15 protein-coding genes, 2 tRNA genes and 2 rRNA genes are annotated in these 21,691 nt (G+C 63.7%); 12 read left to right on the top strand and 7 right to left on the bottom strand.

Features of this window, described 5'->3' with window-relative positions; translation table 11 throughout:
- Window positions 1–103: 103 nt before the first annotated feature.
- The 5 genes from ACX12D_RS31155 to ACX12D_RS31135 all read right to left on the bottom strand — a co-directional run bounded on the left by ACX12D_RS31155 (window position 104) and on the right by ACX12D_RS31135 (window position 5,654).
- Window positions 104–3,076, bottom strand: a 23S ribosomal RNA gene (locus tag ACX12D_RS31155).
- 303 nt (window positions 3,077–3,379) lie between these two features.
- Window positions 3,380–3,455: transfer RNA gene (locus tag ACX12D_RS31150), tRNA-Ala, on the bottom strand.
- A 48-nt stretch (window positions 3,456–3,503) separates the two neighbouring features.
- Window positions 3,504–3,580: transfer RNA gene (locus ACX12D_RS31145), tRNA-Ile, on the bottom strand.
- Between the two features lie 61 nt (window positions 3,581–3,641).
- Window positions 3,642–5,173, bottom strand: a 16S ribosomal RNA gene (locus ACX12D_RS31140).
- The 16S and 23S rRNA genes sit together here with 2 tRNA genes alongside, the layout of an rRNA operon.
- A gap of 187 nt (window positions 5,174–5,360) precedes the next feature.
- The gene (locus ACX12D_RS31135; protein WP_459374863.1) at window positions 5,361–5,654 is read right to left on the bottom strand and encodes a hypothetical protein; all 294 of its coding nucleotides are present in this window, start codon (window positions 5,652–5,654) and stop codon (window positions 5,361–5,363) included.
- 51 nt (window positions 5,655–5,705) lie between these two features.
- Here ACX12D_RS31135 and ACX12D_RS31130 point away from each other — a divergent pair, with 51 nt between their 5' ends.
- The 9 genes from ACX12D_RS31130 (at window position 5,706) to ACX12D_RS31090 (ending at window position 16,808) form a co-directional block, all read left to right on the top strand.
- Window positions 5,706–7,304, top strand: coding sequence for an exonuclease domain-containing protein (locus tag ACX12D_RS31130; protein WP_459374862.1), 1,599 nt, complete (start codon window positions 5,706–5,708; stop codon window positions 7,302–7,304).
- A gap of 281 nt (window positions 7,305–7,585) precedes the next feature.
- Window positions 7,586–9,109, top strand: coding sequence for an amidase (locus ACX12D_RS31125; protein ID WP_459374861.1), 1,524 nt, complete (start codon window positions 7,586–7,588; stop codon window positions 9,107–9,109).
- A gap of 64 nt (window positions 9,110–9,173) precedes the next feature.
- Window positions 9,174–10,514: an MFS transporter gene (locus tag ACX12D_RS31120; RefSeq protein ID WP_459374860.1), complete on the top strand. Its 1,341-nt coding sequence runs from the start codon at window positions 9,174–9,176 to the stop codon at window positions 10,512–10,514.
- An 81-nt stretch (window positions 10,515–10,595) separates the two neighbouring features.
- Window positions 10,596–11,027: a hypothetical protein gene (locus tag ACX12D_RS31115; protein WP_459374859.1), complete on the top strand. Its 432-nt coding sequence runs from the start codon at window positions 10,596–10,598 to the stop codon at window positions 11,025–11,027.
- A 467-nt stretch (window positions 11,028–11,494) separates the two neighbouring features.
- Window positions 11,495–12,490: an ABC transporter substrate-binding protein gene (locus ACX12D_RS31110; RefSeq protein ID WP_459374858.1), complete on the top strand. Its 996-nt coding sequence runs from the start codon at window positions 11,495–11,497 to the stop codon at window positions 12,488–12,490.
- 49 nt (window positions 12,491–12,539) lie between these two features.
- Window positions 12,540–13,577, top strand: coding sequence for an aromatic ring-hydroxylating dioxygenase subunit alpha (locus ACX12D_RS31105; RefSeq protein ID WP_459374857.1), 1,038 nt, complete (start codon window positions 12,540–12,542; stop codon window positions 13,575–13,577).
- Window positions 13,578–13,623: 46 nt separating this feature from the next.
- Complete coding sequence (locus tag ACX12D_RS31100) at window positions 13,624–14,538, top strand: ABC transporter ATP-binding protein (RefSeq protein WP_459374856.1); 915 nt, start codon at window positions 13,624–13,626, stop codon at window positions 14,536–14,538.
- 42 nt (window positions 14,539–14,580) lie between these two features.
- A complete protein-coding gene (locus ACX12D_RS31095) occupies window positions 14,581–15,375 on the top strand; it encodes an ABC transporter permease (RefSeq protein ID WP_459374855.1) in 795 nt (264 codons plus the stop codon).
- Complete coding sequence (locus tag ACX12D_RS31090) at window positions 15,372–16,808, top strand: amidohydrolase family protein (protein ID WP_459374854.1); 1,437 nt, start codon at window positions 15,372–15,374, stop codon at window positions 16,806–16,808. Before ACX12D_RS31095 ends, ACX12D_RS31090 begins: the two co-directional genes overlap by 4 nt.
- A gap of 120 nt (window positions 16,809–16,928) precedes the next feature.
- Here the strand turns inward: ACX12D_RS31090 and ACX12D_RS31085 are convergent, their stop codons facing one another.
- The gene (locus ACX12D_RS31085) at window positions 16,929–18,107 is read right to left on the bottom strand and encodes a citrate synthase family protein (RefSeq protein ID WP_459374852.1); all 1,179 of its coding nucleotides are present in this window, start codon (window positions 18,105–18,107) and stop codon (window positions 16,929–16,931) included.
- A gap of 111 nt (window positions 18,108–18,218) precedes the next feature.
- On the opposite strand from ACX12D_RS31085, the gene ACX12D_RS31080 reads away from it, so the two are divergent.
- The 3 genes from ACX12D_RS31080 (at window position 18,219) to ACX12D_RS31070 (ending at window position 20,397) form a co-directional block, all read left to right on the top strand.
- Window positions 18,219–19,631, top strand: a complete 1,413-nt coding sequence (locus tag ACX12D_RS31080; RefSeq protein WP_459374851.1) for a CoA transferase — start codon at window positions 18,219–18,221, stop codon at window positions 19,629–19,631.
- Window positions 19,632–19,735: 104 nt separating this feature from the next.
- On the top strand, window positions 19,736–20,008 hold the full coding sequence (locus tag ACX12D_RS31075) for a type II toxin-antitoxin system Phd/YefM family antitoxin (RefSeq protein ID WP_459374850.1): 273 nt from the start codon (window positions 19,736–19,738) through the stop codon (window positions 20,006–20,008).
- Window positions 20,005–20,397 carry a type II toxin-antitoxin system VapC family toxin gene (locus tag ACX12D_RS31070; protein WP_459374849.1) on the top strand — a complete coding sequence of 131 codons (393 nt, stop codon included), beginning with the start codon at window positions 20,005–20,007 and terminating at the stop codon, window positions 20,395–20,397. The genes ACX12D_RS31075 and ACX12D_RS31070 overlap by 4 nt, the downstream gene beginning before the upstream one ends.
- A gap of 52 nt (window positions 20,398–20,449) precedes the next feature.
- Here ACX12D_RS31070 and ACX12D_RS31065 read toward each other — a convergent pair whose 3' ends face one another.
- On the bottom strand, window positions 20,450–21,454 hold the full coding sequence (locus ACX12D_RS31065) for a Bug family tripartite tricarboxylate transporter substrate binding protein (RefSeq protein ID WP_459374848.1): 1,005 nt from the start codon (window positions 21,452–21,454) through the stop codon (window positions 20,450–20,452).
- Window positions 21,455–21,691: the final 237 nt, after the last annotated feature.

The following is a 21,691-nucleotide window of genomic DNA, read 5'->3' as shown; positions in this document are numbered from 1 at the left end:
TGCTCAACGCAGCGAATAGGGATGTAGTAGGGGTTGTGCGTATCGGCCTAGCTGCTGGGCAGCGGCACGCGACACTCACACCAGGTAGAAACACACTGGTTATAGGATCAAGCCTTACGGGCAATTAGTACTGGTTAGCTTAACGCATTACTGCGCTTCCACACCCAGCCTATCAACGTCCTGGTCTCGAACGACCCTTCAAGGAGCTCAAGGCTCCAGGGAATCCTCATCTTCAGGCGAGTTTCCCGCTTAGATGCTTTCAGCGGTTATCTCTTCCGTACATAGCTACCCTGCGATGCCTCTGGCGAGACAACAGGTACACCAGCGGTACGTCCACTCCGGTCCTCTCGTACTAGGAGCAGCCCCCGTCAAGATTCCAACGCCCACGGCAGATAGGGACCAAACTGTCTCACGACGTTTTAAACCCAGCTCACGTACCTCTTTAAATGGCGAACAGCCATACCCTTGGGACCGGCTACAGCCCCAGGATGAGATGAGCCGACATCGAGGTGCCAAACACCGCCGTCGATATGAACTCTTGGGCGGTATCAGCCTGTTATCCCCAGAGTACCTTTTATCCGTTGAGCGATGGCCCTTCCATTCAGAACCACCGGATCACTATGTCCTGCTTTCGCACCTGCTCGACTTGTCGGTCTCGCAGTTAAGCACGCTTTTGCCATTGCACTTTAGGTACGATGTCCGACCGTACCAAGCGTACCTTCGAACTCCTCCGTTACACTTTGGGAGGAGACCGCCCCAGTCAAACTGCCTACCATGCACTGTCCCCGATCCGGATTCACGGACCAAGGTTAGAACCTCAAACAAACCAGGGTGGTATTTCAAGGACGGCTCCACGCAGACTAGCGTCCACGCTTCAAAGCCTCCCACCTATCCTACACAGATCGGTTCAAAGTCCAATGCAAAGCTACAGTAAAGGTTCATGGGGTCTTTCCGTCTAGCCGCGGGGAGATTGCATCATCACAAACACTTCAACTTCGCTGAGTCTCGGGAGGAGACAGTGTGGCCATCGTTACGCCATTCGTGCAGGTCGGAACTTACCCGACAAGGAATTTCGCTACCTTAGGACCGTTATAGTTACGGCCGCCGTTTACCGGGACTTCAATCAAGAGCTTGCACCCCATCATTTAATCTTCCGGCACCGGGCAGGCGTCACACCCTATACGTCCACTTTCGTGTTTGCAGAGTGCTGTGTTTTTATTAAACAGTCGCAGCCACCATTTTATTGCAACCCCTTCACCCTCCTGGCGCAGGCCAGTCAAGCTACAAGGGCGTACCTTATCCCGAAGTTACGGTACCAATTTGCCGAGTTCCTTCTCCCGAGTTCTCTCAAGCGCCTTAGAATACTCATCTCGCCCACCTGTGTCGGTTTGCGGTACGGTCTCGTATGACTGAAGCTTAGAGGCTTTTCTTGGAACCACTTCCAATTGCTTCGCAGCACTAGGCCGCTCGCCCCACATCCTTGAATTCCGCGCCCGGATTTGCCTAAGCGCCTTCTCCAATGCAGGGACCGGGACTTCCAACACCCGGACAACCTTCCGCGATCCGTCCCCCCATCGCATCATACGACGGTGCAGGAATATTAACCTGCTTCCCATCAGCTACGCATCTCTGCCTCGCCTTAGGGGCCGACTCACCCTACGCCGATGAACGTTGCGTAGGAAACCTTGGGCTTACGGCGAGGGGGCTTTTCACCCCCTTTATCGCTACTCATGTCAGCATTCGCACTTCTGATACCTCCAGCATCCTTTACAAGACACCTTCACAGGCTTACAGAACGCTCTCCTACCATGCGTGCACTCCTTTAAATCCACTCTACTTGCATCCCAACGATCTCTGTTGGGCGCTTTGTCGATGCGCAGCATCGACAAGCAAGGTGCACTTAAAGGAATGCACGCATCCGCAGCTTCGGTGACTGGCTTAGCCCCGTTACATCTTCCGCGCAGGACGACTCGATCAGTGAGCTATTACGCTTTCTTTAAAGGATGGCTGCTTCTAAGCCAACCTCCTGACTGTTTTAGCCTTCCCACTTCGTTTCCCACTTAGCCAATCTTAGGGACCTTAGCTGGCGGTCTGGGTTGTTTCCCTCTTGACACCGGACGTTAGCACCCGATGTCTGTCTCCCGTGATTGCACTCTTCGGTATTCGGAGTTTGCTATGGCGGGGTAATCAGCAATAGACCCCCCAACCATGACAGTGCTCTACCCCCGAAGGTGAGACACGAGGCACTACCTAAATAGTTTTCGGAGAGAACCAGCTATTTCCAGACTTGTTTAGCCTTTCACCCCTATCCACAGCTCATCCCCTAACTTTTCAACGTTAGTGGGTTCGGTCCTCCAGTACGTGTTACCGCACCTTCAACCTGGCCATGGATAGATCGTCTGGTTTCGGGTCTACACCCAGCGACTGAACGCCCTATTCGGACTCGCTTTCGCTACGCCTTCCCTAATCGGTTAAGCTTGCCACTGAATGTAAGTCGCTGACCCATTATACAAAAGGTACGCCGTCACCCGTTTCCAGGCTCCGACTGTTTGTATGCATGCGGTTTCAGGATCTATTTCACTCCCCTCCCGGGGTTCTTTTCGCCTTTCCCTCACGGTACTGGTTCACTATCGGTCGATCACGAGTATTTAGCCTTGGAGGATGGTCCCCCCATCTTCAGACAGGATTTCACGTGTCCCGCCCTACTTGTCGTACACCTAGTTCCACAACGCTGTTTTCGCATACAGGGCTATCACCTGCTAGGGCCGGGCTTTCCATCCCGTTCTGCTAACAATGCTGCTAAAGAGTACAAGGCTCTTCCCATTTCGTTCGCCACTACTCTGGGAATCTCGGTTGATTTCTGTTCCTGCAGCTACTTAGATGTTTCAGTTCGCCGCGTTCGCTTCCCTGACCTATGTATTCAGTCAGGGATGACCCATAAGGGCCGGGTTTCCCCATTCGGACATCTCCGGATCAAAGCTTGTTTGCCAGCTCCCCGAAGCTTTTCGCAGGCTACCGCGTCCTTCATCGCCTGTGATCGCCAAGGCATCCACCACATGCACTTGTTCGCTTGACCCTATAACGAGTGTGTCTCAAACTTGCGTTCAAGCCGTGCTCGCTACAGGATGAGTTCTCGCATTTGTGCCGTATTCCAAGTCATCTTTCGATCACTTAAATACATTTCGGTTGATACAATCACAACCCGGTATCGTGTTTTTACTGCAGCGTCTCATCAACGCTCACGACACCTTTACTACATCCCATATTGTTAAAGAACAGCCGTGCGAGACTTGGTCTCGCAACGTCTTGGCCAAGGCCAAAGGCAAACGCTCAATCCTAAGCGCTTGCCTTTGACGACCAATCCAAGGTACCAGGTAATTGGTGGAGGATGACGGGATCGAACCGACGACCCCCTGCTTGCAAAGCAGGTGCTCTCCCAGCTGAGCTAATCCCCCAAATACTACTGACGCCGGAAGCTCAACATCGAACCACCGTCTATAACTTGGTGGGTCTGGTAGGACTTGAACCTACGACCCCCGCCTTATCAAGACGGTGCTCTAACCACCTGAGCTACAGACCCTTGGCTGTAACAGCAAACAAACCGATAAGTGTGAACGCTCGACTTAAGATGCACGCTCTTGAAAGGAGGTGATCCAGCCGCACCTTCCGATACGGCTACCTTGTTACGACTTCACCCCAGTCATGAACCCTGCCGTGGTAATCGCCCTCCTTGCGGTTAGGCTAACTACTTCTGGCAAAACCCACTCCCATGGTGTGACGGGCGGTGTGTACAAGACCCGGGAACGTATTCACCGCGGCATGCTGATCCGCGATTACTAGCGATTCCAGCTTCACGTAGTCGAGTTGCAGACTACGATCCGGACTACGATGCGTTTTCTGGGATTAGCTCCCCCTCGCGGGTTGGCAACCCTCTGTACGCACCATTGTATGACGTGTGAAGCCCTACCCATAAGGGCCATGAGGACTTGACGTCATCCCCACCTTCCTCCGGTTTGTCACCGGCAGTCTCTCTAGAGTGCTCTTGCGTAGCAACTAAAGACAAGGGTTGCGCTCGTTGCGGGACTTAACCCAACATCTCACGACACGAGCTGACGACAGCCATGCAGCACCTGTGTCCACTTTCTCTTTCGAGCACCTAATGCATCTCTGCTTCGTTAGTGGCATGTCAAGGGTAGGTAAGGTTTTTCGCGTTGCATCGAATTAATCCACATCATCCACCGCTTGTGCGGGTCCCCGTCAATTCCTTTGAGTTTTAATCTTGCGACCGTACTCCCCAGGCGGTCAACTTCACGCGTTAGCTACGTTACTGAAGAAATGAATCCCCAACAACTAGTTGACATCGTTTAGGGCGTGGACTACCAGGGTATCTAATCCTGTTTGCTCCCCACGCTTTCGTGCATGAGCGTCAGTGACGTCCCAGGGGGCTGCCTTCGCCATCGGTATTCCTCCACATCTCTACGCATTTCACTGCTACACGTGGAATTCTACCCCCCTCTGACATACTCTAGCCTTGCAGTCACAAGCGCCATTCCCAAGTTGAGCTCGGGGATTTCACGCCTGTCTTACAAAACCGCCTGCGCACGCTTTACGCCCAGTAATTCCGATTAACGCTCGCACCCTACGTATTACCGCGGCTGCTGGCACGTAGTTAGCCGGTGCTTATTCTTCCGGTACCGTCATCCCCCCGCCGTATTAGGGCAAGGGATTTCTTTCCGGACAAAAGTGCTTTACAACCCGAAGGCCTTCTTCACACACGCGGCATTGCTGGATCAGGGTTGCCCCCATTGTCCAAAATTCCCCACTGCTGCCTCCCGTAGGAGTCTGGGCCGTGTCTCAGTCCCAGTGTGGCTGATCGTCCTCTCAGACCAGCTACTGATCGTCGCCTTGGTGGGCCTTTACCCCACCAACTAGCTAATCAGACATCGGCCGCTCCTATCGCGCGAGGCCTTGCGGTCCCCCGCTTTCACCCTCAGGTCGTATGCGGTATTAGCTAATCTTTCGACTAGTTATCCCCCACGACAGGGCACGTTCCGATGTATTACTCACCCGTTCGCCACTCGCCACCAGGATTGCTCCCGTGCTGCCGTTCGACTTGCATGTGTAAGGCATGCCGCCAGCGTTCAATCTGAGCCAGGATCAAACTCTTCAGTTTAATACCTGTGTGGTTCCGAAGAACCTCGCTCTTTCGAGCGGTCGCTCACTCTCAGAAAACTGACTGGTTACATCCAAAGACATAACCAACATGTTTTACTGTGCGAGCACTTTATAACTTGTAAGCTAAAAGACCGAAGTCTTCCGCATCCGCTATCAAGCGCCCACACTTATCGGTTGTTTGTTTGTTAAAGAACTGGCCACGGTTCGCTTTGCTTACCGCGTCGCTGCGTTTGCTGCAGCAGAGAAACGAGATTATGAAGCGTGATCATCGTTTCGTCAACAGGTTTTTTTCCTTCAGCTCGCTGCGCCATCCGCGCCGCCAACCACCTTGCCGACCCCGCAACCCTTGTCCCGTCTGCTTTGCAGCGGTGTTTCGTGTTGCGAGGGGGCGAATCATAGGGGACCCCCTCGGCCTTGGCAAGCGTTTTCTTGAATTTCTTCAGAACGGTCTGTGACACAGTGATGAAGCAGGCTTCCATGCCCCGGCGCAGGGTCGCGCGACCGCTATCTCTATCTATTAGAATCGACGGATGCCTGAGCTTCCTATCTACCAGCCATCGCACCCGCCGGCGGATATGCCCCGGTATCTGGATGCGCAAGCGCTGGCAGCAGCACTTTCACGCCCGATTGTCTTTGTCGACCTGGAAACGACGGGCGCCGACGGCACCCGCGACCGTATTACCGAGATTGGCGTCGTGGAAGTGGGACCGGACGGCATCGTCGAATGGGACACCCTGATAGACCCGGGCATTGGCATCCCGCCGTTTATCCAGCAGCTGACCGGAATCACCGACGACATGGTGCGTGGGCGGCCGAGCTTTGAGTCACTGGCCGAGACGCTCGCGGAGCGGCTGCAAGGCAAGCTCTTCGTGGCGCACAACGCACGTTTCGACTATGGCTTCCTCAAGAATGAGTTCCGCCGCGTCGGCGTCACCTTTCGCGCCGATGTCCTGTGCACGTTACGGCTCTCCCGCTCGCTGTTTCCCTCGGCGGCGCGCCACGGGCTGGATGCGCTGATCGCCCGGTTCGAGTTGCAACCCAAGGGCCGGCACCGGGCTCTCGCCGATGCCGAACTGTTGTGGCAATTCTGGCAGAAGGTCCACGAGCTCTACACGATGGACCTGGTCGAATCCGCGGTGCAGTCGCTGATCAAGCGGGCAAGCCTGCCTGCCGGGCTCGAAGAAACCGCGCTGGACGACGTTCCCGACACCCCTGGCGTCTATCTCTTTTATGGCGACCAGGACATGCCTCTCTATATAGGGAAGAGCGTCCACCTGCGCCAACGCATTGGCGCGCATTTCTCCGGCGATCACCGTGCCGCCCTGGAAATGCGGCTGGCGCGCGCGGTGCGCCGCGTCGAATGGCGCGAGACCGGCGGTGAGGCCGGCGCGCTGCTGCTGGAAGCGCACCTGATCAAGACGATGCAGCCGCTGCACAACCAGATGCTGCGCCAGAACGCCGGGCTCTACACGTGGGAACTGCCGCCCGGACTGAGCGCGCCGATACTGCGCTCGGATCGCAATACCGATTTCAGCCGGCACCCTGATCTATATGGCGCCTTTCCCAGTCGAGCCAGCGCCCAGGCCCGGCTGGCCGAACTGGCCCAAACCCATCAACTCTGCCAGGTCGCCCTCGCCCTGGAAAAAACCGCGCGGCGCGGCCTGCCCTGCTTCGCGCGTCAGCTGCACCGCTGCCTGGGCGCGTGCACCGGCGACGAGTCCCTCGCAGCGCACCGCTTGCGGGCGGTCACCGCACTGGCCAACCTGGCGATCCAGCCCTGGCCATTCGCGGGTGCAGTGGCATGGCGCGAGCAGCACGGCGCCAAGGCGTGGTGGCATGTCCTGGAAGACTGGTGCTACCTGGGCTCGGTGCCCACGCTGGAGGAGGCGCCAGGCTTGTTGTCCTCGCCCGCGCGCTTTGACCTGGACACCTATCAGATCCTGGCGCCAAGGCTGCCGGCCTTGCTCGCCAGTGCCGTTCCGCTGGAAGCAGTGCGGCGATTCGAGCTGCAACCACCGCCCGCGCCCCAGCCGGAAACACAGCCGCAGACGACATCGCCCCCGGCGGGCCCCCACCGGCGCAAGCCGCCAAGCCCGGACCAACAGACCTTGCCTTTCTTCGACCGCTAGGCGGGGCGATTGCCGACCAGCCTATAGGCCACAAACGGTATACCAAACTCCGCATAACTCGCGCACCACCAAGGTGCGCGACGTCTAACACTCCTTTCCCAAGAACCCCGGATTTGTGCCATAGCCTGCTGCGTTGCACCAGAACGCGGCGAATTGCGGGCGCTCGAACATTTGCCTTGCTCTCGGCAATTCGATGAATATAGTATACCGATTCTAGCGACAGGCCCGATTGCCCCCACCCGGGCGCCATGGCAACGGACCCCACGATACGGAGCGAATGCGTGACGCGGCAAGACATTGCAAGCACCGACACCCGGCCGCCAGAGGCGTGCTTCCTGCCAGTGCGGGAAGCCGCGGCGCTATTGGCCAAAGGCGACGCCAGCGCGCAGGACCTGGTGAACTGGTGCGAGGCAGCCTATGCCGCCTCGCATCGGAAGATCAACGCCCTCATCCTGGCGGATTTCACCGCCGCGCGCGCCGCAGCCGACGCCAGCGACCAACGCCGGCGCCGCGGGGAGCCGCTTGGCTTGCTGGACGGCATTCCCTTCTCCATCAAGGAATCCTTCGATGTGGCAGGCTGGCCCACCACGTGCGGCAACCCGGCGCAGCGCCACAACATTGCCACCAGCGACTCGGCCGTGGTCGAGCGCCTGCGCGCGGCTGGCGCGGTCCTGCTGGGCAAGACCAACGTGCCGATCGGGCTGCGCGACTGGCAAAGCTACAACGCCATCTACGGCACCACCCGCAACCCGCGAGACCCCGGGCGCACCCCGGGCGGTTCGTCCGGCGGCAGCGCGGCGGCGGTCTGCGCGGGCATGAGCTTCTTTGACGTGGGCTCCGACATCGGCTCGTCGCTGCGCAACCCGGCACACTACTGCGGCGTGTTCTCGCACAAGAGCAGCCACGGGCTGGTGCCGCTGCGCGGCCATGGCATCGGCCACGGCTACGGCGAGCAGGACATCAACGTGGCGGGGCCGCTGGCGCGCAGCGCGCACGACCTGGAACTGCTGCTGCGGGCGCTGGCTGGCCCGGACGGCATCGAAGCGCAGGCCTATCGCCTGACGCTGCCGCCCTGCGACAAGCGCGCGCTGGCCGACTTCCGCGTCGCCGTGCTGCCGAGCCATCCGCTGTGCGAGGCCGACGGGGAAGTCAGCGACGAAATCGAAAAGCTCGGCCGCTGGCTGGAGGGACAGGGCGCCCAGGTGCGCTGGAACGCGCGCCCGGACTTCGATGCCTCGGCTCTCTGGCACACCTACGTGCTGATGCTGCGGGCGACCACGTCGGTCCATATGGATGACGCTGGCTTCGATGCCGCGCTGGCCCGCGCCGCAGGCGCCGAGCCCGACGACCACAGCTACGCCACGCTGCAATTCACTGGGGCCGGCATCCGGCACCGGCAATGGCTGCAGTTGCAGCAAGCCCGGGCCACCTTCGCGCAGGCCTGGCAACGCTTTTTTGGCGAGGTCGACGTGTTGCTGTGCCCGGCAGCGGCCACCACCGCCTTTGCGCTGGATGAAGCCGGCGAGCCATGGCAGCGCATGCTCCAGGTCAATGGCCGGGCGCAACCGCTAACCAGCCAGTTGTTCTGGGCCGGGCACTCCGGCCTGTGCGGCCTGCCCTCGACGGTAGCGCCGATCGGCCCGGGCCGCGGTGGCCTGCCGGTGGGCGTGCAGATCGTCGCCGGAAGGTTCGCGGACCTGACCGCATTGCGTTTTGCCCAGTTGCTGGAAGCAGCAGGTTTCGCCTTCCGGCCGCCGCCGGCCTCGGCTCAGTCCCAGTCCCAGTCCCAGTCCCACACGGTGTAACGCGCCCCGGCGCCATAAAAAGACCAGCGCACCGCCCCCGAAGCAAAGACACGAAGGAGAGATCATGTTCACCTGGTTCAAGGATTTATCGACAATGGAGCGCAAGGGGTTTTACGGCGCGTTCCTCGGTCATGCGGTCGACGTGTTCGACTTCATGATCTATTCCTTCCTGATTTCGACGCTGCTCACCCAGTGGGGCATGAGCAAATCGGCCGCAGGCGCCATTGTCACCTGGACCTTGGTGTCCTCACTGGTGGGCGCCATCGGCGCGGGCGTCCTGGCTGACCGCTATGGGCGGGTGCGCGTGTTGCGCTGGACCATCGTGGTGTTCGCCGTTGCCTGCTTCCTGTGCGGGCTGGCCAACACCCCCGAGCAACTGCTGGCCTTTCGCATGCTCCAGGGCCTGGGCTTCGGCGGCGAATCCTCGCTGTGCATGGTGCTGGTGACGGAAATGATCCGCAACCCGGCACACCGCGGCAAATACTCCGGCTTCACCGCCAGCAGCTACTCCTTCGGCTGGGGCGCGGCGGCCATTGCCTACGCCATCACCTTCAGCATCTTCCCAGCCGAAACCGCCTGGCGCGTCTGCTTCTTCATGGGCATCCTGCCGGCGCTGGTGGTGATCTACCTGCGCCGCAACCTGGAGGAGCCGGAAGTCTTCACCAAGAGCCAGGCCGACCGCGCTGCCGCTGGCGACGGCAGCGGTCCCACCGCATGGCAGCAGCTGGCGCGGCTTGGCCACAGGCCTCTGCTGGGCAAGACCGTGCTGTGCAGCCTGCTGTCGGGCGGCATGCTGGGCGCCTACTATGCGATTGCCACCTGGCTGCCGACATTCCTCAAGACCGAGCGCGGGCTGTCGGTGTTCGGCACCAGCTCCTACCTGGCGATGACGATCGTTGGCTCGCTGGTGGGCTACGTGGCCGGCGCCTATGCCACCGACCGCTGGGGCCGCCGCCTGACCTATATCGCCTTTGCCGCCGGCGCCTTTGTCATGGCGCTGGTCTATATGGTGATCCCGGTATCGAACACGTCGATGCTGTTCCTTGGCTTCCCGCTGGGCGTGCTGATGCAGGGCGTGTTCGCCGGCATCGGCGCCACCATCTCGGAGTCCTACCCCAATGACATCCGCGCCACAGGCTATGGCGTCTCGTACAACGTCGGGCGCGTGATCGGCTCGCTCTTCCCGCTGACGGTAGGCTGGCTCAGCACCGGCCGCACCTCGTTGCCACTGGCGATCGCCATCGTGGCCGGCGTCGGCTACATGATGGTGATGGGCGCCGCCTTGCTGCTGCCGGAAACCAAGGGCATGGACCTGGGCCAGGCCGGCGGCGACGACAGCGCGCACGAGCCGTCCCGGGATGCCGGCAAGGCCGCGCTGGCGCCGACTGTGGGCAAGCCCGCATAAAGCGCCCGCAGCCGCTTGCGGCGAGGCCGGCGGCTAAGCTAGGCTGCACGGAGGGGGCATGCCTGCACCCCTGGAGCCGCCATGTCTGTCGTTCGCCGTCCCTCCATCTCCCCTCGCCTTTGGTTGACCCCACTCGCCGCCATCGCCCTGGGCGGCTGCGCAAGCGCCGAGCAATCCGCCATGCAGCGCATCCTGGATTCGTGGCAAGCCGCCCCGATCGAGCAAGCCAAGGCGCAATGGGGCCCGCCGCAATCCGTCCAGGCCGTGCCGGGCGGCACGGCCTACTTGTGGACCGAGGAGGTGCCACCGGCGCGTGCGCCGGGCAGCGGCCCGCGCGATGCGCGCGCGCCCACGTCACCCGAGCCCCTGCTGGTGCCCGGCCTGTGCCATCGCCGCCTGATCGCTGGTCCCACTGGCCTGGTGATCGGTGGCGACTGGTCCGGCAACGCGTGTTGTGTCACCACTGTGCTAGGCCGCTGCGGCGGGCTGGTCAGGGCCAGCACGAGCTCCTGATCGCACCGGCCACCGCGCGGCTCACCGAATTGGTGCACATCGCGCATCGAGGCAGGCGATCGTGCACCAGGCCGCTCAGCGGCTTGCCACGATCCGGCGCATTTGGGGCGCGGCGCTCGCCGCTGCCGTTGGCACACCTCTTGCTGAACAAGCTATCGAGTAGAAGCGGTTAGCGCCGATGCGCCTCCCCCAGCGGGCAGGCGCATGCCGGCGCGGGACATTGCTCTCGCGGCCATCCGGTCGCACGCCTGGCTGACTCGCATCGCGAGGCATCCAGGCGTTTGGATCCGGCCACCAGGCCGGGCACGAGAGAAAAGAGAGCGCCCACGATGTCCTCCATCTTCACGCCCTTATTCCATTTCGCAGACGCGGGCGGCGGCAATGCCACCGCCCGCGTCCTGCGCCGTTGCCCGCCTGTTGCCGTACCCGCCCCGTTTCCCTCCGCAAACATCCGCACAGGAGCCTCCATGAAGACGCCCTCCCCCATGCGCCGCCTGTTGATCGCCGGCGCCTGCGCCACGCTCACGCTCGCCGCCGTCCCCGCCACCGCGCTCGCCGCCGACAAGGTGACGTTCCTCACCTCCTGGTATGCCCAGGCGGAACACGGCGGCTTTTATCAGGCGGTGGCGAAGGGCATCTACAAGAAGTACGACCTCGATGTCACCGTGCGCATGGGTGGCCCGCAGGTCAATGGCATGCAGATCCTCACCAGCGGCCAGGCCGATTTCCTGATGGGCTATGACCTGCAGGTGCTCAAGAGCGTAGAGCAAGGCGTGCCGGTGACCACCGTGGCAACCTCCTTCCAGGCCGATCTGCAAGGCATGATGACCCACGAGGACGTCAAGAGCCTGGCCGACCTGAAGAGCCGCACGGTGCTGGTCTCCACCTCGGGACGCACCACCTGGTGGCCGTGGCTCAAGGGCAAGTACAAGCTCGATGAATCGCAGTCGCGCGTCTACACCTTCAACCTGCAGCCCTTCTTTGCCGATCCGCAATCGGCCCAGCAGGCGTATGCCTCTTCCGAAGTGTTCTCGGCCAGCAAGGCCGGTGCCAAGACGCGCTTCTTCCTGTTCGCCGACGATGGCTATCCGCCCTATGGCACCACCATCGTCGCCATGCAGAAGATGGTCAAGGAGAAGCCGGACGTGGTCGCGCGCTTCGTCAAGGCGAGCATGGAAGGCTGGAAGAGCTACCTGGCGGACCCTGCCCCGGCCAATGCGCTGATCAAGCAGGAGAACCCCAACATGAAGGACGACCAGCTCGCCTGGGGTGTGGAGAAACTCAAGGAGTACCGCATGGTTGGCGGTGGCGACGCGGCCCGCTACGGCATCGGCGTGATGACCGATGCGCGCTGGCAGAAGACGCGCGACTTCATGGTGGGCGCCGGGCTGCTCAAGGCCGATACCGACTGGAAACAGGCCTACACCACGCAGTTCGTGAAAGACCTGAAAGTCATGCCCTGAAGCGCGCAGCTTCGCTGCTCTAGCTCAACCCCATACAAGGATATTTGACATGCTGGTCACCCAACAGCCCGTATTGCGCCGCTTCTGGTATGCACTGATGCCGATCTCGATGCTCGACGACGGCCCCAAGCCCTTTACCCTGCTAGGCGAGAACCTGGTGCTGTGGAGGGGCACCGACGGCAAGCCCGCGGCGCTGCAGGACCGCTGCTGCCACCGCACCGCACGCCTGTCCAAGGGCTGGGTCAACGAGCGCGGCGACATCGTCTGCGGCTACCACGGCTGGGAATACAACTGCTCGGGCAGCTGCGTGCGGATTCCGCAGGCGCCGGACAACGCCATTCCTTCCGGCGCAAAGGTGCAGGCCTATCACGTGCAAGAGAAATACGGCTACGTGTGGGTGGCGCTGGACGATCCGCTGCAGCCCATCCCCGATTTCCCCGAGGATGGCGACCCCGCCTACCGCCGCATCCTCCAGTTCTACGAGAAGTGGAACACCAGCTCGCTGCGCGTGATGGAGAACGCCTTCGACAACTCGCACTTCAGCTTCGTGCACCGCGCCAACTTTGGTTTGTCGGAGCAGCCCAAGCCGGAGAAGTACGAGCTGCAGCAGCGCGAGTGGGGCTTCGAGGCGGAAACGCTGGTGCCGATCCGCAATATCGAGGCGGGCCACCGTGTTACCGGCACCACCGAGCCCATCACGCATCGCCATATGTTCAACCGCTGGGACCTGCCGTTCACGCGCCGCTTCGGCTGCACCTACCCGGCCAGCGGGCGCCATCACATCATCTACAACTGCGCCACGCCGATCGACGACAAGAGCGTGATGCTGTCGCAATGGCTGTACCGCAATGACAGCGAGCAAGACTGCTCGACGCAGGAGCTGATCGACTGGGACGCGCCTATCGTCGCCGAGGATCGCGACATCCTGGAAGCAACCGACTACGACGCCTGCGTGGACACGCGCCGCCGCGTTGAATTCCATATGGAATCCGACAAGCCCGGCTTGCTGATGCGCAAGATGCTGATGGAGCTGTTCACCCGGCATGGCGAGAAGGAGACCTTCCGCATTCCCGTGGTTCGCGGTTAAGCCGGACTTCGGTCAGCCCCCGGAACCATTCCATACGGAGACAGCCATGAGCGTCCTCTTTCGCAGTGCCATGCAAGCCCGCGCTGCAGCCCCGAGCGCCGGCGGCCTTGCGCCCAACGCCGGCGGCGAGCCCGCTGGCACCAGCCGGCGCGATGCCGATGCGCCGCTGCTGTTCGCCAACCAGGTCGAGAAGACCTACCCCAACGGCACCGTGGCGCTGGAGCGCGTCAAGCTGGCGATCAAGCCCGGCGAGTTCGTCTCGCTGCTGGGGCCGTCCGGCTGCGGCAAGAGCACCTTGCTCAAGCTGTTTGCCGGATTGGAGGCGCCGTCGGCGGGCCATATGCGCTGGTGGGGCAACCCCGCCCTTCCGAGCGGTGCGAACGGCGCCACGGACAGCGGCGGCCGCACGCTGGCGATGGTGTTCCAGGAAGCCACGCTGATGCCGTGGGCACGCGTGGCCGACAACGTGCGGCTGCCGCTGGACCTGGCCCGCATGCCGCGCGCCGACGCCGACGAACGCGTGCGGCGCGCGCTGGCGCTGGTGGGGCTGGGCCGCTTCGCCGCGGTCTATCCGCGCGAGCTGTCGGGTGGCATGCAGATGCGCGTGTCGATCGCGCGGGCGCTGGCGACCAACCCGGATCTGCTGCTGATGGACGAGCCCTTCGGCGCGCTCGACGAGTTCACCCGCAACAAGCTCGACGCCGACCTGCGCGCGCTGTGGGCCGAGCGCGGCCTGACGGTGGTCTTCGTCACCCACAGCATCTATGAGGCGGTCTACCTGTCGAGCCGCGTGGTGGTGATGGCGGCGCGGCCGGGCCGCGTGATTGCCGACGTGGCCATCGAGGGGCCCGAAGTCCGCGATGAGGCCTTCCGTGTTTCGCCCGCCTTCATGCGGTACTGCGCGCAATTGTCGGCGCTGCTCGCGCAGGCCAACACCCGCGCCGACCCCAACCAGCACTGAGCCCGGCAGCCGCATCGGTCCCACAGACAACAAGGAGCCCCCATGAATCCCCCGCTACTGTCGCGCCCCGCCGTACAGCGCGTTGCCGCCCCGCTTGCCGTCGGCGTGCTGCTGTTGCTCGCCTGGCAGGCGACATGCACGGCGCTCGCCGTGCCCGCATACCTGGTGCCCACGCCCACCGCCATCGGCCATGCGCTGATGGAAGACTGGAGCCTGCTGTGCGGCTCGCTATGGGTGACGCTGCGCATCACCATGCTGGCCTTTGCGCTGGCCGTGGTGGTCGGCACCGCCGCGGCGTTCGTCTTCGTGCAGAGCCGCCTGATCGAAGCCAGCCTGTTTCCCTACGCGATCCTGCTGCAGGTCACGCCGGTGGTGGCGATCGCGCCGCTGATCATCATCTGGGTCAAGGAGCCGACGCTGGCATTAGTGATCTGCGCCACCATGGTGGCCGTGTTCCCGATCATCTCCAACACGGTGCTGGGCCTGCGCAGCGTCAACCCCGGCCTGCTCAACCTGTTCCGCATCAACCGCGCGAGCCGCTGGGATACCTTGCGCCGCCTGCGCATTCCCAGCGCGCTGCCGTATTTCTTCGGCGGCCTGCGGATCTCTTGCGGCCTCGCGCTGATCGGCGCGGTGGTAGCGGAGTTCGTGGCGGGCACCGGCGGCACGGGCGCGGGGCTGGCTTACCAGATCCTGCAGGCGGGCTTCGCCCTCAATATCCCGCGCCTGTTCGCCGCGCTATTCTTGATCACGCTGACCGGCGTTGCGTTGTTCGGCGCCATGGTGGTGGTATCGCGCATGGCACTGTCCCATTGGCACGAAAGCGAGCTGGCATGACGACCAACACCATCCTGATCCGCAATGCCACGGCCATCCTGACCGGCCTTCGTCGCAACGACAAGGGTGAGGGGGAGCGCCATGCCGGCCCGGACCTGCGCGTGGCCGGCGGCACGATCGAAGCCATCGGCAAGCTGGCGCAGCGCCCCGGCGAGCAAGTCATCGACGCCACCGGCTGCGTGGTCTACCCGGCCTGGGTCAACACCCATCATCACCTGTTCCAGTCACTGCTCAAGGGCGATCCGCCGGGGCTGGACCTGACGCTCACGCCGTGGCTCGGGGCTACGCCTTACCGCTTCCGCGCCGCCTTTGACGAAACCACCTTCCGGCTTGCCGCCCGCATCGGCCTGATCGAACTGGTGCGCAGCGGCTGCGGCACGGTGGCGGACCACAACTATCTCTACTATCCCGGCATGCCCTACGACAGCTCGGCCATCCTGTTCGAGGAAGCCGAGGCACTGGGACTGCGCTTTGTGCTGTGCCGTGGCGGCGCCACCCGCACACGCCAGCTGGAGAGCGAGCTGCCGCAGGCATTGCGCCCCGAAACGCTCGACCAGTTCCTGGGCGATTGCGAGCGGCTCACCGCTCGCTACCACCAGCCCGCGCCGGATGCGATGCGCCGCGTGGTGATGGCGCCCACCACGCCGCTGTACTCCATGTCGCCCGAGGAGTTGCGCACCTGCGCGCGCACCGCGCGCCGGCTTGGCATCCGGCTGCACAGCCATTTGTCGGAGACGGTGGAATACCAGAACGCCGCGCGCGACAAGTACCAGACGACACCCGTGGCCTTCTGCGGCGAGCACGAATGGCTGGGCCGCGACGTTTGGTTCGCCCATCTGGTGAAACTGGACGCGGACGAAATCCACCAGCTCGGCGCAACCGGCACGGGCATCGCGCACTGCCCGCAGAGCAACGGCAGGCTGGGCAGCGGCATCGCGAATATCCCGGCGCTGGAAGCCGCAGGCGTGCCGGTGTCGATCGGCGTGGACGGCGCCGCTTCCAACGAAGCGGCCGACATGATCTCCGAGACGCATGCGGCGTGGCTGCTGCAGCGCGCGCGGCGAGGCCATGGCGCCCGCCCACGCGCCGAGGGTGGCGACCATGAAGGCGGCGCCGACGCCGCGCGCGTGGAAGATGTCGTGCGCTGGGGCACGGCGGGCGGCGCGGCGGTGCTCGGCCTGGATGCGGTGGGCACGTTGCAGCCGGGCAAGGCGGCCGACCTCGCCATCTACCGGCTCGACGACCCGCGCTGCTTTGGCCTGCACGATCCGGCCATCGCCCCCGTGGCCAGCGGTGGGCGCCCTGCACTGCGCGCGCTGCTGGTGGGTGGGCGCATGGTGGTGGAGCATGATGCGATTCCGGGGCTGGACCTTGCCGAGCTTGGCGCCGCCGCGCGCGACGCGGTGCTGCGCTTGCAGCAGCGCGCGGCATAACCCGCGGCGCCACGTTGTTGATACAGGAGGGCGCGAACTGGCCGCGGATGTTTATCTTGCGCCTGGCGCTCGCGGGGCTGATCGGCCTGCGGTTGGCCGAAACGGCGGCGCGATCCAGCGCTAGCCGGGCCGTGGGCCGACGTACGCGGCACGCGGGCGGATCAGCTCGGCATCGGCACGCTGCTCCAGCGCGTGCGCGATCCAGCCGATGGAGCGGCCAAGCGCGAACATGCCGAAGGCCGCGCCGGGTGGCAATCGCAGATGCCGGCGCAGCGCCACCAGTGCGAAATCGATCGATGGCCGCTGCCCCACCAGCGCGAAAGCGTCGTCGATGAGCGCTTGCCATTGCGGGTGATGGGGAAGTATCCGCGTCAGCAAGCCGACAGCGCGGATGTCACCGGCGGGGTAGAGATGATGGCCAAACCCCGGCAGGTTCTCGCCGCGGGCAAGCCGCTCGCGCAGCTTCGATGCGGGCGGGGCCTCGCCGAGTTCATCCCAGAGGGCCTCCACGCGGGCCGTGGCCCCGCCATGCAGCCCACCGGTCAGCGCGGCCAGGCCGGCGACCACGGATGCGCGCAGGCTGGCGCCGGTGGACGCCACGCAACGCGCCGTGAAGCTCGACGCGTTCAGCTCATGGTCCGCGCAGAGCACCAACGCCATGCGGATCAGGTCCGCGCCGTCTTCGTCCACTTGCCAGGCGCTGGCGCATTGGCGATGGACCGGCGCGCTGGCGGGTGCCGTGTGCAGCAGGCAGGCCGCCAGCAGACGCACCAGCACGCCGCATCCCTCGGCAACGCGTTGCGGTGATTTCTGCCAATGCGCCGTGGGGTCGTCATCGCTGGCGAGGGTAAACAGCGGTAGCAGCGCCTCCTCGCTGCGGCGCCCGGCGAAGGCCGCCTGCATGGCCGCGAGGTGCGCCGGTGCAAGCGGCGCAGTGCCAAACGCCGCGTCCTGGGGGCAGTGCCATAGCAACGCGGCCACCGCTTCCACCGTATCCGAGGCGGCCAGGGCCATGGCATCCACGCCCCGGTAGTAAAGCCGTCCATCCTCGATCAACGTGATCCCGGACTCCAGCACCGGCAATCCCCAGCTCAGCGTGGCCTTGGCCACCTCGCGAGGCTTGCGGCCGCGCGTGCGCTGGCTCGCCAGACGCGCAACGTCGTCGGCGAGATAGCGGCTTTCGCGGTGGGTTTCGCCATCGTGCGCGTACAGCAGGCCACGGCTGACATAGGCATACAGCGTCTGGCGGGAGACGCCAAGCTGGGCGGCGGCTTCGGCGGAAGTCAGGTAGCGGGGCATGGGCGGCGAAATCGGGCAATAAGTTGATTAAGTTAATCAATATTGACTATTAAAACAAGGCGCCTATGCTGCAAAGCACTGATTCCTTCCCCCTGACACAGAGAGCGCGCCATGCCTGCCCCAGGAGAATCCATGCTTTCAGCCACGAGTCCCACGACAGCCACGACCCGTTTCCTTGGTGAGATCTGGCGCGGCGTACACGGGGATGCCGCGTGGCTGGAGCACATCGCGGTGGCCGGCGCCGGTCACTTGCCCGCGGTCTTCCCCGTCACCGGCCTGGCCACCGCCGCCGTCGGCGCAGCCGCCCTGGCCATTGCCGAATTGATACACCAGGCCTGCGGGCATGCGCCGCATGTCCAGGTAGATCAACGTCTTGCTTCGCTATGGTTCGGCACTTCGCTGCGGCCGCAGGGCTGGGAATTGCCGCCGCAATGGGATCCGGTTGCCGGCGATTACCGGGCCAAGGACGGCTGGATCCGCCTTCATACCAACGCCCCACATCACCGCGACGCGGCCCTCGCCGTGCTTGGCATGGCGGCGCATGCGGACAAGGCCGCCGTTGCCCAGGCCGTATCCGGATGGGATGCCGGCGCGCTGGAAGCCGCCATCGTCGAGAACGGCGGCTGCGCCGCGGCCATGCGCTCCGTGGCCGAATGGGCAACCCATCCGCAGGGGATCGCCGTCAACAGCGAACCGCTGATGCACTGGGCGACGACCGCTGGCGGGCCGCGGCCGGCCTGGGCCATCGCCCCCGACCGCCCATTGCGCGGCATCCGCGTGCTGGACCTGACCCGGATCCTGGCAGGCCCGGTGGCCACCCGCTTCCTGGCCGGCTTCGGCGCCGATGTGCTGCGTATCGACCCACCCGGTTGGGAAGAGCCAGGCACCGTGCCGGAAGTGGTGCTCGGCAAGCGCTGCGCCCGGCTCGACCTGAAAAGCGCGGCGGACCGGCAGGTGCTGGAACGGCTGCTGAGCCAGGCCGACGTGATGGTGCACGGTTACCGTCCCGAGGCCCTGGCGCGGCTTGGACTGGACGCGCGGCGCCGCCGCGAGATCAATCCCGCGCTGGTGGATGTGTCGCTCGATGCCTATGGCTGGAGCGGGCCTTGGAAGGGCCGGCGCGGCTTCGACAGCCTGGTCCAGATGAGCACCGGCATTGCCGATGCGGGCATGCGCGCCGCGGGCCTGGACCGCCCCAAGCCGCTGCCGGTGCAGGCCATCGACCACGCCACCGGCTACCTGATGGCAACAGCGGCCATCCGCGGGCTGACGCAGCGCCTGGCGACCGGCGCCGGCAGCGAGGTGCGGGCCTCGCTGGCGCGCACGGCGCATCTTTTGGTGGCGGGCACGCAAGGCGAAGCATCTCTGTTCCCGCCTGAAGCCCCGGCGGACCTGGCGGAAACGATGGAAGCGACCGGCTGGGGACCTGCGCGCCGGCTCAGGCCGCCAGCAGCTGTGCAGGGTGCGCCAATGCTGTGGGACCGTCCAGCGGACAGGCTAGGCGCGTTGCTTGCACAGTGGTAACTAAACTAACTGCTGGCCTGTGGCCGACCTGGATATGCGCGTTGCCTTGCCTTGTCGGCCGGACTATACTTAGCCCACTGAATTAGCTAAGTCAGGATGGCCACATGCTCACGATCAACATGCACGATGCCAAAAGCCAATTGTCACGGCTAGTGGAGTCGCTGGAAAGCGGGGCGCAGGATGTCATTGTCATCGCGCGCAATGGCAAGGCTGCCGCCAAGCTGGTGCCCATCGGCGAGCCGGACGTTTCCAGGAGAATCGGCGGGGGGCTTGCGCTGCTTGGCCAGTTTCCGTCTGTCAGCCTGGAGGCATGGAATGCGCTCGATGCGGACGTGGCATCGCTCTTCGAGAACGGGACAGAGAGTGACCACTCGTGAAGGTGCTGCTCGACACGCATATCGCTATCTGGGCGAGCCTGAACGATCCACAACTGTCGGCCAAAGCCCGGTCGATGATCGCGGAGCCTTCCAATGAGATTTATGTGAGCGCTGCCAGCGTGTGGGAGATATCCATCAAGGCAGGGTTGGGAAAGCTGGACATGTTCAACGGTAGCCAGGCCGCTGCTGTTTTCCGCTTGTGCGGCTACAAACTCCTCGACGTCACTGCCGCCCACGCGGGTGCGGTGGACAATCTGCCGGTCTTTGCCAACCACAAGGACCCATTCGATCGCATGCTGGTTGCACAAGCGCTGCAGGAGGCCATGGTGCTGCTCACCGACGATGCCAGGCTGCCGCAATACCACCCGATCCTGATCGTCGCCGCCTGAGCCCGGCCGCGCATCGGCCTTTTGCCACATCGGCCGATGCGTCAGGGCGCGCTTAGTCGATCTTCGCGCCGGAAGCCTTGATCACCTGTCCCCAGCGCTTCTGCTCGGCGGCAATGGTCTGGCCGAAGGCCTCCGGGCCCTGCCAGGCTGCCTCGGCGCCTTGCTGCTCCAGCTTGGCGCGGGTATCGGCTTCGCCCAGCACGGCCTGCAGCGCGCCGGACAGCTTGGCCACCACCTCCTTGGGCGTGCCCGCGGGCGCCAGCATGCCGTAGAAGCCGACCACCTCGAAATTCTTCAACCCTGCCTCTTCCATGGTCGGCACATCAGGCAAGGCCGGCGAGCGATGCCTGGACGTCACCGCCAGCGCGCGCACCTTGCCGGCCTTGATGTATTGCGTGAACAGCGGGATCGAGTCGGCCATCATCTGCGCCTGGCCGCCCATCACGTCGGTCAGCGCCGGGGCGCTGCCCTTGTAGGGAATGTGGACGATAAACGTGCCGCTGGCCTGCTTGAACATCTCCGGCATCAGGTGAGAGATGCCGCCGTTGCCGCCCGAGGCAAAATTCAGCTTGCCAGGATTGGCGCGCGCATAGCCAATGAATTCCTTGAGGTTGCGGGCCGGCACGTTGTTGTTGACCACCATGACTAGCGGAATCAGCGCGGTGCGGGCCACCGGCGCAAAATCCCGCGGCATCACGTAAGGCAGCTTGGGATAGAGCGCGCCATTGATGGCCATCTGGCCGGTATTGGCCAGCAGCAGCGTGTAGCCGTCCGGCGCGGCCTTGGCGACGGAATCCGAGCCGATGTTGCCGGCCGCGCCGGCCTTATAGTCCAGCACCACTGACTGCCCCAGGATAGGCTGCAGCTTCTCGGCGAGGATGCGGGCGTGGGTGTCGACCGGGCCACCCGGCGGGAAGCCCACCACCAGGCGGATCGGCTTTTCCGGCCAGGCGGCGGCGGCGGCGGGGGCCGCGCCCAGTGCCAGCGGCAGCGCGGCGCAGGCCAGCAGCACCGGCAAGCCGGGCAGGAATCGGTTATTTAATGTGTACTTCGCCATCAGGTCTTTTCTCCTCGTTTATATTGCGGCCTTGCCTTGCCGGTGTGCGCCGGGGCGAGTCCTGGCCGGACTCGTGGCCGGACACCCGCGAACACCCTTAATTGTGACGATTTTATTACATGGCGCCATGATAGAAATCCCTGTGCAGGCTTATGATGCCCCTGCCCGGCCGCGCCATTGCGTCAGCCGCATGCCGGCCTGGCGCGTTCAGACAATGGCTGGCCGCTGCGCGCCGGC

This window comes from Cupriavidus sp. PET2-C1, assembly GCF_054515855.1.
Note: the sequence above shows the minus strand (reverse complement) of the source record. Positions and strands in the feature narration are given on the sequence as shown.